The 15,894-nt window shown below is 64.5% G+C and carries 15 protein-coding genes and 3 tRNA genes; 7 read left to right on the top strand and 11 right to left on the bottom strand.

All coding sequences use genetic code 11. The annotated features are described in order from the left end of the window. Positions 1-8: 8 nt before the first annotated feature. Positions 9-758, bottom strand: coding sequence for a trehalose-phosphatase (gene otsB, locus AB3X96_RS16900; RefSeq protein ID WP_176124153.1), 750 nt, complete (start codon positions 756-758; stop codon positions 9-11). Between the two features lie 470 nt (positions 759-1,228). On the opposite strand from otsB, the gene AB3X96_RS16895 reads away from it, so the two are divergent. The 3 genes from AB3X96_RS16895 to AB3X96_RS16885 are packed head-to-tail and all read left to right on the top strand — an operon-like array spanning position 1,229 to position 3,269. Beyond that, complete coding sequence (locus AB3X96_RS16895) at positions 1,229-1,855, top strand: SCO family protein (RefSeq protein WP_368590629.1); 627 nt, start codon at positions 1,229-1,231, stop codon at positions 1,853-1,855. A 28-nt stretch (positions 1,856-1,883) separates the two neighbouring features. Further along, positions 1,884-2,345, top strand: a complete 462-nt coding sequence (locus AB3X96_RS16890; RefSeq protein WP_368590576.1) for a copper chaperone PCu(A)C — start codon at positions 1,884-1,886, stop codon at positions 2,343-2,345. Between the two features lie 39 nt (positions 2,346-2,384). Next, positions 2,385-3,269 carry a cytochrome c oxidase assembly protein gene (locus AB3X96_RS16885; RefSeq protein WP_368590575.1) on the top strand — a complete coding sequence of 295 codons (885 nt, stop codon included), beginning with the start codon at positions 2,385-2,387 and terminating at the stop codon, positions 3,267-3,269. A gap of 11 nt (positions 3,270-3,280) precedes the next feature. Here AB3X96_RS16885 and AB3X96_RS16880 read toward each other — a convergent pair whose 3' ends face one another. The 8 genes from AB3X96_RS16880 to uvrC form a co-directional block, all read right to left on the bottom strand. After that, the gene (locus tag AB3X96_RS16880) at positions 3,281-3,781 is read right to left on the bottom strand and encodes a GNAT family N-acetyltransferase (RefSeq protein ID WP_176105475.1); all 501 of its coding nucleotides are present in this window, start codon (positions 3,779-3,781) and stop codon (positions 3,281-3,283) included. A gap of 118 nt (positions 3,782-3,899) precedes the next feature. Next, on the bottom strand, positions 3,900-4,880 hold the full coding sequence (locus AB3X96_RS16875) for a sensor domain-containing diguanylate cyclase (protein ID WP_368590574.1): 981 nt from the start codon (positions 4,878-4,880) through the stop codon (positions 3,900-3,902). Between the two features lie 141 nt (positions 4,881-5,021). Beyond that, positions 5,022-5,771, bottom strand: coding sequence for a TraB/GumN family protein (locus AB3X96_RS16870; protein ID WP_176105473.1), 750 nt, complete (start codon positions 5,769-5,771; stop codon positions 5,022-5,024). Positions 5,772-6,150: 379 nt separating this feature from the next. Next, positions 6,151-6,224: transfer RNA gene (locus AB3X96_RS16865), tRNA-Cys, on the bottom strand. A gap of 129 nt (positions 6,225-6,353) precedes the next feature. After that, positions 6,354-6,429 (bottom strand) — tRNA-Gly (locus AB3X96_RS16860). A gap of 63 nt (positions 6,430-6,492) precedes the next feature. Continuing rightward, positions 6,493-6,568 (bottom strand) — tRNA-Gly (locus AB3X96_RS16855). Between the two features lie 199 nt (positions 6,569-6,767). Then, positions 6,768-7,361, bottom strand: coding sequence for a CDP-diacylglycerol--glycerol-3-phosphate 3-phosphatidyltransferase (gene pgsA, locus AB3X96_RS16850; protein ID WP_368590573.1), 594 nt, complete (start codon positions 7,359-7,361; stop codon positions 6,768-6,770). A gap of 211 nt (positions 7,362-7,572) precedes the next feature. After that, positions 7,573-9,804, bottom strand: coding sequence for an excinuclease ABC subunit UvrC (gene uvrC / locus AB3X96_RS16845; protein ID WP_368590572.1), 2,232 nt, complete (start codon positions 9,802-9,804; stop codon positions 7,573-7,575). Positions 9,805-10,048: 244 nt separating this feature from the next. On the opposite strand from uvrC, the gene earP reads away from it, so the two are divergent. The 4 genes from earP (at position 10,049) to AB3X96_RS16825 (ending at position 14,242) form a co-directional block, all read left to right on the top strand. Further along, a complete protein-coding gene (earP, locus tag AB3X96_RS16840; protein ID WP_368590571.1) occupies positions 10,049-11,242 on the top strand; it encodes an elongation factor P maturation arginine rhamnosyltransferase EarP in 1,194 nt (397 codons plus the stop codon). 392 nt (positions 11,243-11,634) lie between these two features. After that, the gene (gene efp, locus AB3X96_RS16835; protein ID WP_176105469.1) at positions 11,635-12,192 is read left to right on the top strand and encodes an elongation factor P; all 558 of its coding nucleotides are present in this window, start codon (positions 11,635-11,637) and stop codon (positions 12,190-12,192) included. Between the two features lie 273 nt (positions 12,193-12,465). After that, positions 12,466-12,672 (top strand): CsbD family protein, encoded by a 207-nt coding sequence (locus tag AB3X96_RS16830; RefSeq protein WP_176105468.1) that lies wholly within the window; start codon positions 12,466-12,468, stop codon positions 12,670-12,672. 187 nt (positions 12,673-12,859) lie between these two features. Then, entirely contained in the window at positions 12,860-14,242 is a 1,383-nt protein-coding gene (locus tag AB3X96_RS16825; RefSeq protein ID WP_368590570.1) for a sigma-54-dependent transcriptional regulator, read from the top strand. Positions 14,243-14,324: 82 nt separating this feature from the next. Here AB3X96_RS16825 and nagZ read toward each other — a convergent pair whose 3' ends face one another. Both nagZ and acpS read right to left on the bottom strand, forming a co-directional pair. Continuing rightward, on the bottom strand, positions 14,325-15,353 hold the full coding sequence (gene nagZ, locus AB3X96_RS16820) for a beta-N-acetylhexosaminidase (protein ID WP_368590569.1): 1,029 nt from the start codon (positions 15,351-15,353) through the stop codon (positions 14,325-14,327). 67 nt (positions 15,354-15,420) lie between these two features. Continuing rightward, on the bottom strand, positions 15,421-15,888 hold the full coding sequence (gene acpS / locus AB3X96_RS16815; protein WP_368590568.1) for a holo-ACP synthase: 468 nt from the start codon (positions 15,886-15,888) through the stop codon (positions 15,421-15,423). Positions 15,889-15,894 lie beyond the last annotated feature (6 nt).

Raw genomic sequence — 15,894 nt, 5'->3', positions numbered from 1 at the left:
CGCCGGCGTCATGCGCCGCGCGCCGCCGCGACAATCGTTTCGAGCCAGTCGAGCAGTGAGGACACCGACTCGACGCGCGTGCGCGCCATCGTTTCGCCCGCGCCAACCTTGATCGACAGACCGCCACGTTCGTTGACGACCGCGAAGCCCTTCTCGTCGGTCAGATCGTCGCCGGCGAACACGGGCGTGCGGCCGGTGAACGGTAGCTCCTCCAGGAACGCGCGCGTCGCGCGGCCTTTGTCGACGTCCTTCGGCTTGATCTCGTAGACCATCTTGCCGGGCTGCAGCACGTATGACGCGGGGTAATCGGCGACGAGCCGCTCGGTTGCCTCGCGCGCGACCGGCTCGCGGTCCGGCGCATTGCGGTAGTGCAGCGCGAGCGCCGCGCCCTTGATCTCGAGCAGCATGCCCGGATGCTCGTTGACGACTTGCGCGAGCACCTGCTCCATGCGCAACAGGCGCTGGTCGTGAAAGCCGATTCGCTGCGTGTCGCCGTTCGCATCGCGCCGCTCGGCGCCGTGCAGACCAGCGACCGGCAGATCGGGCATGCCGAGAAAACTGTCGATGCTGTCGATGCCGCGCCCGGACACCACCGCGACCGCGCCATTCGTCAGGCTGCGCAGTTCGCGCAGCAGGTCGATCACGCGCGGCTGCACGAGCACGCCGTCCGGCGTGGGGGCGAGTTCGACGAGCGTGCCATCGAAGTCGAAGAAAAATGCCGTCTCGCTCGGAGACAGAACAGCCGGAAGTGCTTGCATTGCCTGGGTTCGCCTTTCAGCCATCTGGGCCGGAAAAGTGTGCGCATCTTACCGCGCATCGGTCAATTTTTCGAGAAAGTAAGCCGGGCTCAAGCCCGGCGGGCCGTATGCCCGCCCGCTCGCGGTGATTGCATTCAAGGCGCAACAATCGGGCTTCGCCCGATTTTCAGCTTGCTGCGTCATATTGACTCGCAAATCGTACGCCCGGCGCGCCGCGCGACGCTGGCGCCAATTTTGCGCTACAGTCGCTGCCACACAGACCGTCGGCGTAATGCGCATCGTTGCACCTGCCGCTCAATTGCGTGCCGCGCGCGAATCTTGCACGGCATGATCGGGCGACGGTGCGCCTCCCCGCTCCATCGATTCGTGTGGCCTGCTCCCCAATCGAGTCATTGAACCCTGCTTTGTTCCCGATCTTTCCACCCCAGCGCCCGCAGCCAAAGCTGTCCCGCTCACGATCCAACCGGTCCATGCACCGGTTGACGCACGGGGTGGCACGCCGGTTTGCGGCGGCAGCGGCGCTGGGCACGCTGGTCGCGCTCGCCACACTGCCCGGTTGCACGCAGCGCGCCGAGCCGTGGCGGTTGACCAACGTGACCGGGCACCTGCCGGATCTGGACTTTTCATTGACCGACGACACCGGCCGGCCCGTCAGCGCCGCTTCGTTCAAGGGCCGCACCTCACTGGTCTACTTCGGCTACACGCATTGCCCGGACGTCTGCCCCGAAACGATGGGCCGTCTGATGCAGGTGCTGGGCAAGCTCGGCCCCGAGGCGCAGAAAGTGCGCATCCTGTTCATCACCGTCGATCCCGCGCGCGACACGCCGCGGGCCCTGCACGACTATGTCGGCGCGTTCGACGCGCAGCACGCCGAAGGGCTGACCGGCACCGACTGGCAGATCGAGTCGCTGGCGCAGCGCTATCGTGTTGCGTATCAGATGGAAAAGCGCGACCCGAACGGCAACTACGAGGTCACGCACAGCTCCGCCGTCTATGTGTTCGACAGCCAGGGCCGCGCGCGCCTGCTCGCCACCGATCACGACACGCCCGATGCGATTGCGCAGGACCTGCGCCGCATCATCGATGACCAATCCTGACTCTTCTTTGATCCCACTCCAATCCACCATGACGATCAAGCTCAACCCATTCGCTTCCCTCGCCTGCACGCTCGTGCTGTCTTTTGGCGTCGCGTCCGCCGCGCACGCGGCTGATGCTCACGCGATCAGCATCAAGGACGCGTGGGTCCGGTGGCTGCCGAACAACCTGCCCGCGGCCGGCTATGCGACGCTCGTCAACGCGAGCGACAAGCCGATCGACCTCGTTGACGTATCGAGCGACGACTACGGCGACGCGATGCTGCATCAAACCGTATCGAACGGTTCGACCCAGAAGATGGTGATGGTTGACAAGCTGACGGTGCCCGCGCATGGCCAGGTCGCGATCACGCCGGGCGGCTATCACCTGATGCTCGAGGATGCTAAGCACAAGGTCGCGCCGGGCGACACCGTGCATCTGACGCTGAAGTTTTCCGATGGTGAAACGTTGAGAGCGCCGTTCGCGGTCAAAGGGCCGGGCGAGACCAAGTAAGCGGCAACACGGGCCGCCGCCACCGCACACGCCATCGCCATGAACCTGCTCTACTGGCTCGATCCCTGGGAGTTTTCGCCGACCGTCGTGATCGCGTTGCTGATTCCCGCGATCCTGTTCGTGCGCGGCGCGCGCAAGGCGCGGCTGTCGTTCGCGCGGCGTCTGTCTTTCTGGTTCGGGCTGGTCGCGCTGTATGTCGTGCTGCATACACGGCTCGATTATTTCTTTGAGCATGAGTTCTTCATGCATCGATTGCAGCATCTGGTGCTGCACCATCTCGGGCCGTTCTTCATTGCGCTGTCGTATCCAGGCGCGGCGTTGCGCGCGGGCATTCCATTGCGCTGGCGACAGCGCTTCGTGCGGCCCGCGCTGCAAACTCCGCTCGTGCGCGGGGCGCTCGATGTGGTCATGCACCCGGTCGTGGCGGTCACGCTGTTCGTCGGGCTGATCTATTTCTGGCTGCTGTCGCCGATCCATTTCATCGCGATGCTCGACTGGCGGATCTATCGCGTGATGAACTGGAGTATGGCGATCGACGGCCTGCTGTTCTGGTGGCTCGTGCTCGATCCGCGTCCGGCGCCGCCCGCGCGTCTGTCGCCGGGCAAGCGCGTACTCGTCGTCATTGCGGCGATTCCGCCGCAGATCATCCTCGGCGCGTTCATCTTCTTTACGCCGCACGAGCTGTATCCTATCTATTCGATCTGCGGCCGCGCGTTCACATGGCTGAGCCCGATGCGCGATCAGCAGATCGGCGGGCTGCTGCTATGGATTCCGGGTTCGATGATGAGCGTGGTCGGCGCGCTGATCGCGCTGCGTCACTGGATGCGGCTGTCGGCGCGCGGACGCCTGCGCGCCGAGCGGCGTGCGAAAGCGGCGCGCGGGCTCACGCATGTGGCGTCGACGACCGCGAACGGGCCTCGCTGACCCGCTCGCGTTCAGGGCGAGCGCATCCACACATGCGGGATGCCGTCTTCGTCGTGAATCTCCGAGACCGGCTCGAAGCCGAACGCACCGTAGAAGCCTTGCAGATGCGCCTGCGCGTGCAGACGGATCGGCGTATCGGGCCACTGCGCACGAATATGCGCGAGCGAGCGTTCGAGCATCGTATTGCCGAGACCGATGCCTCGAAACGACGCGGTGGTCAACACCCGGCCGATGCGTACGTCGGCATCCGTCGCATCGGGCAACAACACGCGCAAATAGCCGGCCAACGGCGGCAGCGCCGCGTCGCCGCCAGTGCCATACGCGAGCAGATGCCAGGCTTCGACATCGAGCCCATCGATATCGCCATACACGCAGTTCTGTTCGACGACGAACACCGCGCTGCGGGCGGCCAGCATCTCATAGACTTCGACGCTCGTGAGGTCCGCAAACGGCTTCCAACGCCATTCGAGTTGGGCGAGCCGTGCGGCGGCGGTGTGCTGCAAATCAGTCATCGGTAGCTTTCAGGGTCAATGCGCGACAGCGCGGGCAACGATCCGCAATTATGCCGCGCGTGCCTGTGTTCGGCCATCGCGCGAGTCGGCTGGAGATTGGCCGCGGGTCGGGCGCCCGTCAGTGCCGTTGCGCCGAGCGCGCCTTCGACGCCTGCTTGTGGCTATACATCGCCGCATCGGCCGCGGCGAGCAGTTCGGCGACCGTGCCGTGGCGCGTCGGCTCGTACGTCACCTGGCCGACGCTGAAGTGGATCTGATAGCCGCGCAGCAACTCGGCATTGCGCTGGTCGAGCAGGTGCTCGAGACGCTGCGTCACTTCATGCGTCTCCACGTTGCTGGCGCCGGTCAGCAGCGCGACGAACTCGTCGCCGCCGAGCCGCCCGATCACGTCGCTTTCGCGCAGCGCAGCGCGTAGCACCTCGGCGAAGGCTTGCAGCGCGCGGTCGCCCTCGGCGTGTCCGAGCGTGTCGTTGATCTGCTTGAAGTCGTTCAGATCGAAGAACAGCAGCGACGCCGGCTTATTCATGCGCCGACAGACGTTCAGCGCGTGTTGTGCGAGCACTTCGAAACCGCGTCGGTTCGACAGCAGCGTGAGGTCGTCGAGCGTGGCCAGCTGGATCGCGGCGAGTTCCTGTTCGGCCATGCGCGCGAGGTCGCGCAGCAACGCGCGATCTTCGTCATCGAGCATGCGCGGCTTCGTGTCGAGCAGGCACAGCGTGCCGACCTTGCCGCCGTTCGCAACCTGCAGCGGACAGCCTGCGTAGAAGCGGATCTGCGGTTCGTCGGTGACGAACGGATTGTCGTTGAAGCGCGGATCGGCGAGCGTGTCGGGCACCATGAAAATATCGTCGCCGAGAATGGCGTGCGCGCAAAACGACACGTCGCGCGAGGTCTCGCTCGCCTCCAGGCCGATGCACGATTTGAACCACTGCCGGTTCGCATCGACGAGACTGACGACGGCGATCGGTACACCGAACAGCCGCCGCGCGAGGCGGGTCAGGCGATCAAAGCGCTCTTCCGGCGCCGTGTCGAGAATATGCAGTGCGTGCAATCCGTCGAGACGGGCGCTTTCATTGCTGGGGATCGGAGGAACGAGCATGGAGTGAGGTCGGCGGGTGTCGGATGTTCTAAGGGGTAAGGATTAGTGTATAGCGGCATTCCGGCGCGTGGAATTGAGGAAACGGCCAGTCGTCCGGGCGGTCGACAGGGCCGTGTGCAGTCGCGAAATCCGCGCACGCGCTCAGAACACTGCTTGCAGGGGTCGCGCGAGACAGTCGAGCAGATTGTCGGGACCGCACAGATGCAGCGCGCCGACGACCACCAGCGTGCGCTCGCGCACGTCCAGCAATTCGTTCAGCCGCGCAGCCCATGCGCGATTGCGCACGTCGAGAATCGCCTGACGGATGCCGGGCAGATTGAACATCGGCGATTCGACGGCGATTTGCTGTATCGCTTGCAGATCGCCGTCCAGCCACGCCGCGTGCATCCGTTCGAGCGTGCGCTGCGGCTCGCCACGATCGGCCATCAGCATGTCGAGCGCGGCGGCAATGGCCTCGAGCGGAATCGATTCGAGCGTGACAGCGACGTCCTGTGCGGACTCGAGATAGCGGTACGGCTTCGCCTGCGCGATCGCCGAGCGCAACATGCGCGGCTCGACACCCTCGACGACCTGCTGCAGCAGCGTGGGCGCGACGATCAGCGCGGCCCACGGACGCAGTGTTTCAAGCGGCGCGAGCAGACCATCGGTTGGCCATAGCACGTGCAGTTGGGTCCAGGCCTCGTCGCGCATCAAGGGTCGCAGTTGTGCGGCAGCGGGGTGTGCGTCGGCTTTGAGAAACGGCAGGATCGTCGCTGGATCGGATTCGAATACGAGCGTCTCAGCCCAGTCATAGGCGTCGGCGATCCATGGCGGCGTTCGACGGCTCGTCGCGGGAAAAAGATGCATCGAGCCGAGCAAGCGGACCTGTGTGCCGGTGAGGTGGAAATACATGCGGCTTGAATGAGAGCGGGCGATGACGGTGCCGTGATTCTATCGTCCGTTCCGGATGCGGCGCGCCGACGTGCTTTGTCCTTCTCCGTGAGCCGGACACGCCATTAATCAGAATGCGCTGCTCATGTGTGAGCCGGAGTCAAACCCGGCAATAGCGATACGCCGAAAAATGCGGTCATGCTGGTTCCTGAACAACGCTGCCCTGCCGCCAATCAAATCCGCTCTCCGTTTCTGATCGATTCGAAGCGACGTCTACAGCACGCGATGGGATCGACCGGTTCGCTCACATCGCTGACGACGGTCGGCAAAAGCTGGCGAAAGAGGAAATAGAAAAAAGAAAAGCCCCGACAAGTCGGGGCTTTCGCTTTACATCAAAGACTGGAGGCGCGAGCCGGAGTCGAACCGGCCTAAACGGCTTTGCAGGCCGCTGCATAACCGCTTTGCTATCGCGCCGCAAGCGGACTGGAACCTAGACACGGGTTCGCAGATTTATCTGGTGGTCACCAGAAGAACCGAAGCTCTGGAAAGTTCAGAACGACCGGCCTTCCAAACAAAAAGGGAAGCGTTGCTTCCCCTGATGTATGGAGCGGGAGACGAGGCTCGAACTCGCGACCTCAACCTTGGCAAGGTTGCGCTCTACCAACTGAGCTACTCCCGCATTGAACTGCTTCACACCGCGCTGCGTTTTTTACTTCGCCAAACAACGCGATGCTTCGAAAACTGGAGCGGGAAACGAGGCTCGAACTCGCGACCTCAACCTTGGCAAGGTTGCGCTCTACCAACTGAGCTATTCCCGCGTCGTACTGCATTTACTGCTACTGCTTTACCGCGTCTCCGGTGTTTCGCGTTGCGTGCATCGGAGAAACGAGATTATGGAGAAACGACTGAAACGTGTCAACCCCTTTTGGCCCATCTGTTTTAAAGAAATATTTCGCTCGTAGTAGCGAAGGGTTCGATCACACTTTTGCGTCCGCGCGCTCCTTTTTGTTCACGCCATCACGCGACACCACCGCGCTCGCGAATCTGCGGCCACGCGAGCTTCATGTAGTACAGCATCGACCAGATCGTCAGGAACGCGGCGAGATAGATCAGCCACAGGCCCCACACCCGTGTGTCGACCGTCGCGCCGCCGCCGAGCGGCAGCGGACCATAGAACAGCAGCATCGGAATCGCGACCATCTGGCAAGCGGTCTTGAACTTGCCGAGCGAATTCACCGCGACGCTCTTCGATGCGCCGATCTGCGCCATCCATTCGCGCAGCGCCGAGATCGCAATTTCGCGTCCGACGATCACGAGCGCGATCGCCGAATCGATCCGCGCGAGCTGCACGAGCACGAGCAGCGCCGCAGTGACCATCAGCTTGTCGGCGACCGGATCGAGAAACGCGCCGAACGCCGAGGTCTGATTCCATTTACGGGCCAGAAAGCCGTCGAACCAGTCGGTGAGCGCCGCCAGGATGAAGATCGTCGCGGCTGCGAGATTGCGGTGCGCGGGGCTCATCATCATGTCAGGCAAATAGAACACGCCGACGACGAGCGGAATCAGCACGATCCGCAGCCAGGTCAGGAATATCGGGAAATTAAACGGCATGGGGCAGGCGCAGCGTCTGACGAGTGAGTTGCAATTGTGCCGTGTCGCAAGGCCTGCCACAAGCAAGCGGCCCGGGCATGGCCGCGCGGAGGCGGCAAGCGGGCCGCGCCCGGCGCGTGGTTCGCGGACGCGCCAGCCGGCACATCCGCTGCGCGACGCGTCGGCTCCAGCGGGCCGTGGTGCCGATAACAGCGCAACGCGGCTCGTCGATTCAATGCAGTTGCCGGTAGATCTGCTCGGCGAGCGCCTGCGAAATACCTTCAACGCTCGCGAGATCCTCGACGCTCGCCGCCACCACACCGCGCAAGCCGCCAAACCGCGCGAGCAGGCGCTGACGCCGCTTGGCCCCCACGCCTTCGAGTTCTTCGAGCCGCGAGGTCTGGCGCGTCTTGCCGCGTTTGGCGCGCATGCCGGTGATCGCGAAGCGGTGCGCTTCGTCGCGGATCTGCGCGACCAGCATCAGCGCGGCGCTTTCCTTGCCGAGTTCGAGCGGCGCACGGCCGTCGGCGAAAATCAGCGTCTCGAGACCGACCTTGCGCCCCTCGCCCTTCGCGACGCCGACCAGCATGCCGGTATCGAGCCCCAACTCGGTGAACACCTGCCGCGCGATCTCCACCTGCCCCTTGCCGCCGTCGATCAGCACGATGGTCGGCAGCACGCCGCCGGCCGCGGCCGGCTCGGCGGCATCGGCGGCGAGCGACGGATCGGCGGCCGCGTCGCTTTGCGATTCGGCGGCTTCGTCGCTCGCGTTCGCGGCGGCTTGCGCGACCATCTTCTCGTAGCGGCGCGTGAGCACCTGGCGCATCGCCGCGTAATCGTCGCCGGGCGTGATGCCGGTGATGTTGTAGCGGCGATACTCGGACGACTGCATCTTGTGGTGGTGATAGACGACGCACGACGCCTGCGTCGCCTCGCCCATCGTGTGGCTGATGTCGAAGCATTCGATGCGCAGATGCGCGAGGTCGTCGCACTCCATGCCGAGCGTGTCGGTCAGCGCGCGCGTGCGCGCCTGCTGCGAGCCCTGCTCGGAGAGCAGCCGCGCGAGCGCGAGCCGCGCGTTCTGCTCGGCCATCGCGAGCCACGCGCGCCGCTGTCCCTGCGGTTGACGCAGCACGCTCACCTTGTGGCCCGCCTGCTCGATCAGCACGTCGACGAGTTCGCGCGCCGGCGCGTGGCTGACCACCAGCACCGGCGGCACGCGATTGCCGAGGTAATGCTGCGCGATGAACGCTTCGAGCACTTCGGATTCGACGCCGCCGGGCGCGCGGCCTTTGCGCCCCTTCGCCGCCGGGCCGGATCCTGGGTTCCCGTCGGCGCCTTCGTCCGTGCCTTCGTCGCTGATGGCGTCCGCGGTCGCTTCGGTAGCCTCGTCGAGCGCTTCTTCGTCACTACCATCGGTGTCTTCGTCTTCCGATGGCATGTCCTGCGCGATCGCGAGCGCATCGGCCGTGACCCTCGCCGCTGCGGCCGACGGCGCGACTGCTTGCCCACCCGCCGATGCATCGTCCTGATCGCCGTCTTCTTCCAGGCCGCCTTCTTCCGCCGTCAACGCGCTCTCCACGTGCGCGGGAAAGTACGCCTTGTCGCCGAGATGCCGCCCGCCGCGCACCATCGCGAGATTCACGCACACGCGGCCGCCCAGTGCGACCACCGCAAGAATGTCGACGTCGCTATCGCTGCCGACTTCGATCGCCTGTTGATGCAGCACCGTCGACAGCGAGCTCATCTGGTTGCGCACCGCCGCGGCCTGTTCGAACTTCAGCTCGCTCGCGAACGCGTGCATCTTCTGCTCGAGCTCTTTCATCACCTCGCCTTGGCGGCCGAGCAGAAAGCGCGACGCGTTGGCGACGTCGCGCGCGTAGTCCTCTTCGCTGATATTCGCAACGCACGGCGCCGTGCAGCGGCCGATCTGATGCAGCAGACACGGCCGCGTCCGGTTGTTGAACACCGAGTCCTCGCAGGTGCGCAGCTGGAACACGCGCTGCAGGATCTGGATGCTCTCGCGCACCGCCCACGCGCTCGGGAACGGACCGAAGTACTGGTTTTTGCGATCGACCGAGCCGCGGTAATAGGCCATGCGCGGAAACTTGTGGCCGGTCAACTTCAGATACGGATACGACTTGTCGTCGCGAAACAGGATGTTGTACCGCGGCGTGAGAGCCTTGATCAGGTTGTTTTCGAGCAGCAGCGCCTCGGCCTCGGAACGCGTGACCGTCGTCTCGATGCGCGCGATGCGCGTAACCATCATCGCGATACGCGGCGACAGCTGCGTCTTCGTGAAATAGCTCGATACGCGCTTCTTCAGATCGCGCGCCTTGCCGACGTAGAGCACCACGCCGCTCATGTCGTAATAGCGGTACACGCCGGGCAGATGCGGCAATTGGGCGAGCACTTTTTTCGGCTCGAAGGTGTCGGGGACGTCGGTTGCTTCGGGTTCGGTCATGCGGGATCGATTGGGGTGGGACTGTCTCGCGCTGCCTCGCCGCTTGCACCGATTGCGCCGATTGCGCCGGCGGGTGCCCGGCACCATGCACCGGGGGTCGTGTCGCGCGTCGCGCCATGCGGCCCGCGTGGCGGACAAACCGCGCGCGATCGCGAGCGAGGCTTTAGAATCGCCAGTTTAGAACATTCCGCGTTCGTTCGAACCCGCTCCGCGTCGCCGGAGTCACCGAGCCAGCCGAGCCGCCATGTCCTCCGTCGCACCCGCTTCCGGATCACCCGCCGCCCCTGCCAACCCGATCGCCTGCGATATCTTCTGCGCGGTCATCGACAACTTCGGCGACATCGGCGTGTGCTGGCGCCTCGCTCGCCAACTCGCGCACGAGCATGGCTGGCAGGTGCGAGTGTTCGTCGACGATCTGCATGCGTTCAAGAGGCTGTGCCCGTCGCTCGTGCTCGAGCGTGCGCGGCAAACGCTCGACGGCATTGTCATCGAGCACTGGCACGAGCCGTCCCATGCGGGCGACACGCTCGAAGTCGCCGACATCGTGATCGAGGCGTTCGGCTGCGAACTGCCTCCCGTCTATATCACGGCGATGGCCGAGCGAGCGCGCACGCCGCTGTGGTTCAACCTCGAATATCTGAGCGCCGAGGACTGGATCGCCGATTTTCATTTGCGGCCGTCGCCGCATCCGCGCTACGCGCTCAGCAAGTTCTTCTTTTTTCCCGGCCTCGGCCCCGGCACCGGTGGCGTCTTGAAGGAGCGCGATCTCGACGCGGCGCGCGCCGCGTTCGAAGGCTCGCCGGCCGCGCGCACCGACTGGTGGCGCAACGTCACGGGCCACGCGCCGCCGCCCCCCGACGCGACCGTCGTGTCGTTGTTCGCATACGAAAACCCGACCGTCGACAGTCTGCTCGAACAATGGCGCGACAGCGCAAGCCCGATCGTGCTGCTGGTGCCCGAAGGTCGCATTTCCGGCGCGCTCGCGCGTTTTTTCGGCCTACCGTCGTTTGCGGAGGGCACCCATGCGACGCGCGGCAACCTCAGCGCGGACGCACTCGCCTTCACCGAACAGCCGGGCTACGACGCACTGCTATGGGTGAGCGACATCAATTTCGTCCGCGGCGAGGACTCGTTCGTGCGCGCGCAGTGGGCCGCCAAGCCGTTCGTCTGGCACATCTATCCACAGGCCGACGACGCCCATCTGCCAAAGCTCGACGCCGCGCTCGCGCACTACACGCGCACGCTGTCCAGGGACGCCCGCGCCGCGCTCGGGCGTTTCTGGCACGCGTGGAACGGCGCGGGTCAGCCGGACTGGGCGGAATTCCAGCGCCACTATCCGGCGCTTAAGCGGCGCGCCGCCGCCTGGGCGGTCGAACTCGCGCAAGTCGGCGATCTCGCCGGAAATCTGACCTCGTTCGCAAAAACTCAGTTAAAATAAGCGGTTATCCAACGGCCGACGACGCAAGCGCGGCCCGATTCGAGCAGCAACCCCATGGTCAGCCCGTCTGACCGGTCCCCTCGAAAAACACAGCACGTGTCCCAATCTCCTGGTCGGGCACGCGAATGTCAAAAAAGGGACGTATGTTTGGGCGTGTTGCAGATCGGCGCCACTCGTGTACACGCCCGAACAGGGTAAAAACTCAGGTAACGGACAGGTGGAAACGCCGGGGCATCACGCCGCGATTTTCGCCGTGAGCCGGTCCCGTTTCACGCATCCGGGCTGCGGTCGCTTCGAGCGGCGCGCGGCAGGCGGTGGCGAAACGCCGAAGCCGCTTGGCACCTATGCCGTTGAGCAACAGTTAAGCTATTTATCTCGTACAGGACAGTTTTATGAAGACCGCACAGGAACTCCGCACCGGCAACGTCGTGATGATCGGCGCAGACGCAATGGTCGTGCAAAAGGCCGAATACAACAAATCGGGCCGCAACTCCGCCGTCGTCAAAATGAAGTTCAAGAACCTGCTGACCGGCGCAGGCATGGAAACCGTGTACAAGGCGGACGACAAGTTCGACGTCGTCGTGCTCGAGCGCAAGGAAGTGACGTACTCGTACTTCGCCGACCCGATGTACGTGTTCATGGACGCCGACTACAACCAGTACGAGGTCGAAGCCGAAATGATGGGCGACGCGATGAACTACCTCGAAGACGGCATGGCTTGCGAAGTCGTGTTCTACAACGAGAAGGCCATCTCGGTCGAACTGCCGACCACGCTGGTTCGCGAAATCATCTACACGGAACCGGCAGTCAAGGGCGACACGTCGTCGGGCAAGGTCCTGAAGAACGCCAAGCTGAACACCGGCTTCGAACTGCAAGTGCCGCTCTTCTGCAACATCGGCGACAAGATCGAAATCGACACCCGTACGCACGAGTACCGCAGCCGCGCCTAAACGGCGGCCTGCGTCATCCCGCCAGCGCCGGCGCCCTGCCGGCCTGCACCCAGAGCGCTCAATTTTTGGGCGCTTTTTCTTTTCTGTCGCGCCGTGTATGGTTTAGGAAAACTTTACCGGCAAATTTCTCAAAATTGCCATCGCGACTTCCTGAATTCGCGTCGCGCGCGCGGCAGGCCCTTGATCCATTTCATCCAAGCTTTTTGGCACGATCCCTGCTAGGTGGAGAGAGTTAGGCGAGTACCGCTCAATTTCCACCTTGGGAGAGCCACCATGAACAACGACATTGCTGAAGGTAAATGGAAACAGATGGTCGGCAAGGCGAAGGCCGCATGGGGCGAACTGACCGACGACGAGCTGACCAAGGCCGAAGGCCGAGCCGACAAGCTCGCCGGTCTGATTCAGGAACGCTATGGCAAAACCCGTGAACAGGCGGAACTCGAAGTGCGCCGGTTTTTCGATAGCAACCGGGATTTCTGACAGGAGCAGTGAAGGAACTACAGGCGCCGGCCCGCGCCGCTCAAGACGCAGTGCCGGCGGCTGTCGTTTTTTCACCGAACAAGGACCGTTCGTTTAGCCCTGTCATCGAGCCCCCAGGAGCCCGCGGTGCGCGCCATCAGCGTTGGCGGTGCCGGGCATTCAACCCATTCATAAAATTGCGCTCGCCATGCCACACGCCCTGATTGTTGAAGACGATCCCAATAGCCTGTCCGGGCTGTCGGCAATCCTCGCCGCCGACGGCTTTTCAGTCGACACCGCGACCACGCTCGCCGAGGCGCGCGGCGCATTGACGCGCTTCATTCCGGACGTCGTGCTCGTCGACCTGAATCTGCCGGATGGCAGCGGACTCGATTTGTTGCAGCATCTGCCCGCGCATCCGCCAGGCGGCGCGCTTCCGGTGATCGTGATGACCGGCAATGCGACCGTCGAGAGTGCGATCGAGGGCTTGCGGCACGGTATCTGGGACTATCTGCTGAAGCCGGTCAACATCCCGCGTCTGCGCAGCCTGCTCGCGCGCATTCCGCGGCCTTATGAACTGACCGAGGAAGTCCAGGCGCTGCGCGCATCGCTGCGTCAACTGGGACGCTTCGGTTCGATGCTCGGCCGCAGCAGCACGATTCAGCACGTGTACGACACGATCGAGCGGCTCGCACCGACCGAAGCGGCGGTGCTGATCTCCGGCGAAGCCGGCACCGGCAAGGAGATCGCCGCGCACACGCTGCACGACATGAGCCGCCGTCGCAAAGGCCCATTCGTCACCTTCGATTGCCGCGGCGCGGCGGCCGGCGGCCTCAATCGCTCGCTCGACAGCATGCTGTTCGGCCACGAACGCGGCGCGTTCGGCGGCGCCGAGCAGCGCGAGCCAGGCCTCTTCGAACAGGCGAGCGGCGGCACGCTGTTCATCAACGAAATCACCGAGCTGCCGCGCGCGCAGCAGGAAGCGCTGTTGCGCGCGCTCGATTCGCAGACCTTTATGCGCGTGGGCGGTAGCAACCAGATCGTGACCGACTTCCGACTGATCGCGTCGACGCGCAAACCCCCGCGCGCGGCGGTCGCGGACGGCTCGCTGCATCAGGACCTCGCGCTGCGTCTCGAGGCCGCCGCTGTCAACCTGCCGCCGCTGCGCGAGCGCGGCGAAGATCCGATGCTGATCGCGCAGGCAGTCGTCGACGAACTGAATGTGGAAGCGACCGCGCGCGGCACGCCCGAGGTCGCGAAGCAGGCGGGGCCGAACTTCCTGCGCGAATGCCTCGCGTACGACTGGCCGGGCAACGTGCGCGAGCTGCAGGAACGCGTGCGGCGCGCCTATCAGGCATCGGGCGACGTGATCGAATCGTTGCGCGCCGACGAAGCCGGCACGGCCAACGGCCGCGATCTGAACGGCAGCCGCGTGCAGGTGACGGTCGGCACGCCGCTCGCGGATGTCGAAGAAATGCTGATTCGAGCGACGCTCGATGCGGTCGGCGGCACGCGGCATCGCGCCGCGTCGTTGCTGGGAATCAGCCCGAAGACGCTCTACAACAAGCTGCAGCGCATGCGCTTGAACTGAGCGATTGCTCGACGGCGGTTCGAGCCAGTCGAAGCTGATAAAAAAAATGGCGCCTTGAATTGCTTCAAGGCGCCATTGCCATTTATGCAAAGGTACTGCGAACCAGCTTCTGCGCTTCGGCGTACCGTGGCTCGGCCATCAGCTTGCTCCACCTGAGCGCCTTGCCGCGCGGCCGCATGCGCTTCAGCCGCCGCTGCGATTCCTTCGACGGCGTGACGCGCAGTGCGTCGAGCACCTTCTCCGCTTCGTCCGGCTGGTTGCAGATCAGCACCATGTCGCAGCCGGCCTCCAGCGCGGCTTGCGCGCCTTCGGTCAGCGTGCCGCCCTGGCGCGCCGCTTCCATCGATAGATCGTCGCTGAAGATCGCGCCTTCGAAGCCGAGCTTGCCGCGCAGGATGTCCTGCAACCAGATGCGCGAGAAGCCGGCCGGTTTCGCATCGACCGCCGGATAGACGACATGCGCGGGCAGCACCGCGCCAAGCGACAGACCGAGCCAGTCGTACGGCGCGACGTCGTTGCCGAGGATCTCGTCGAGCGGGCGTTCGTCGACGGGCATCGCGACGTGCGAATCTGCCTGCGCGAATCCGTGCCCCGGAAAATGCTTGCCGCAGTTGCTCATGCCGGCGAGCGCGAGACCGTGATTCAGGCTCTTCGCGAGCAACGCGACCACGCGCGGATCGCGATGGAACGCGCGATCGCCGATCACCTGCGAGTGCCCATAGTCGAGGTCGAGCACTGGCGTGAAGCTCATGTCGACACCGCATGCGCGCAATTCCGCGGCGAGGATGTAGCCGACCGCGGTCGTCACCTTCGTCGCGTGCAGCACGTCCTCGTCCCACAACGCGCCGAGCTTGCCCATCGACGGCAGCACCGTGAAGCCGTCGGTACGAAAGCGCTGCACGCGGCCGCCTTCGTGATCGACCGCGATCAGCAGATCCGGGCGAATCGCGCGGATCGCATCGGTCAGCGCGACCAGTTGCGCGCGGCTCTCATAGTGGCGCGCGAACAGGATCACGCCGCCGGTCATCGGGTGAGCGAGACGCCTTTTGTCATCGCGGTTCAGCGTTTTGCCGACCACGTCGAGCATCACCGGTCCGGGTGTGGTTTTCATCGAATTCCGCTGGAAAAGAGTCTGTCGCAAAGACAAACGCGACCGTGAGCGGCCGCGTTCAACGTTTTCATTCGGTGGCGGAGTGCGCGGACGAAGCCCGCGACGCCGGCGCGGCAAACGAACCTTCCGTCTCGTCCGGCCGCTGCGTCTCGGCGATCACGAACGACACCGCGTAATCACGCTCGTCGCTGATCGTCACGCGCGCCGTGATGCCGCGCGCGGCGAGCCAATCGGCCAGCTCGCCGGAGGCGACCACCATCGGCTCGCCGCTCGGTCGGTTCAGCGTCTGCAACGCGCGCCAGCTCATCGGCCAGTGCATGCCGAGGCCGATTGCCTTCGAGAACGCCTCTTTCGCCGAAAAACGTGTCGCGAGAAACGCGAGACCGCGCGCCGCCGAACGGGCCTGACGCGCGTGGTAGACGCGAAGTTCGTCGGGACCGAGCACCTTCTCAGCGAAACGGCCATTGGTGCGAGTCATCACCGCTGCGACACGGCTGACCTGAACGATGTCGGTGCCGATTCCGTAGATTGCCATGCGTGC

The sequence above is a fragment of the Paraburkholderia sp. BR13439 genome (assembly GCF_040948805.1).
GTDB classification, from domain to species: Bacteria; Pseudomonadota; Gammaproteobacteria; order Burkholderiales; family Burkholderiaceae; genus Paraburkholderia; species Paraburkholderia youngii.
This window is presented reverse-complemented; position numbering and strand designations above follow the sequence as displayed.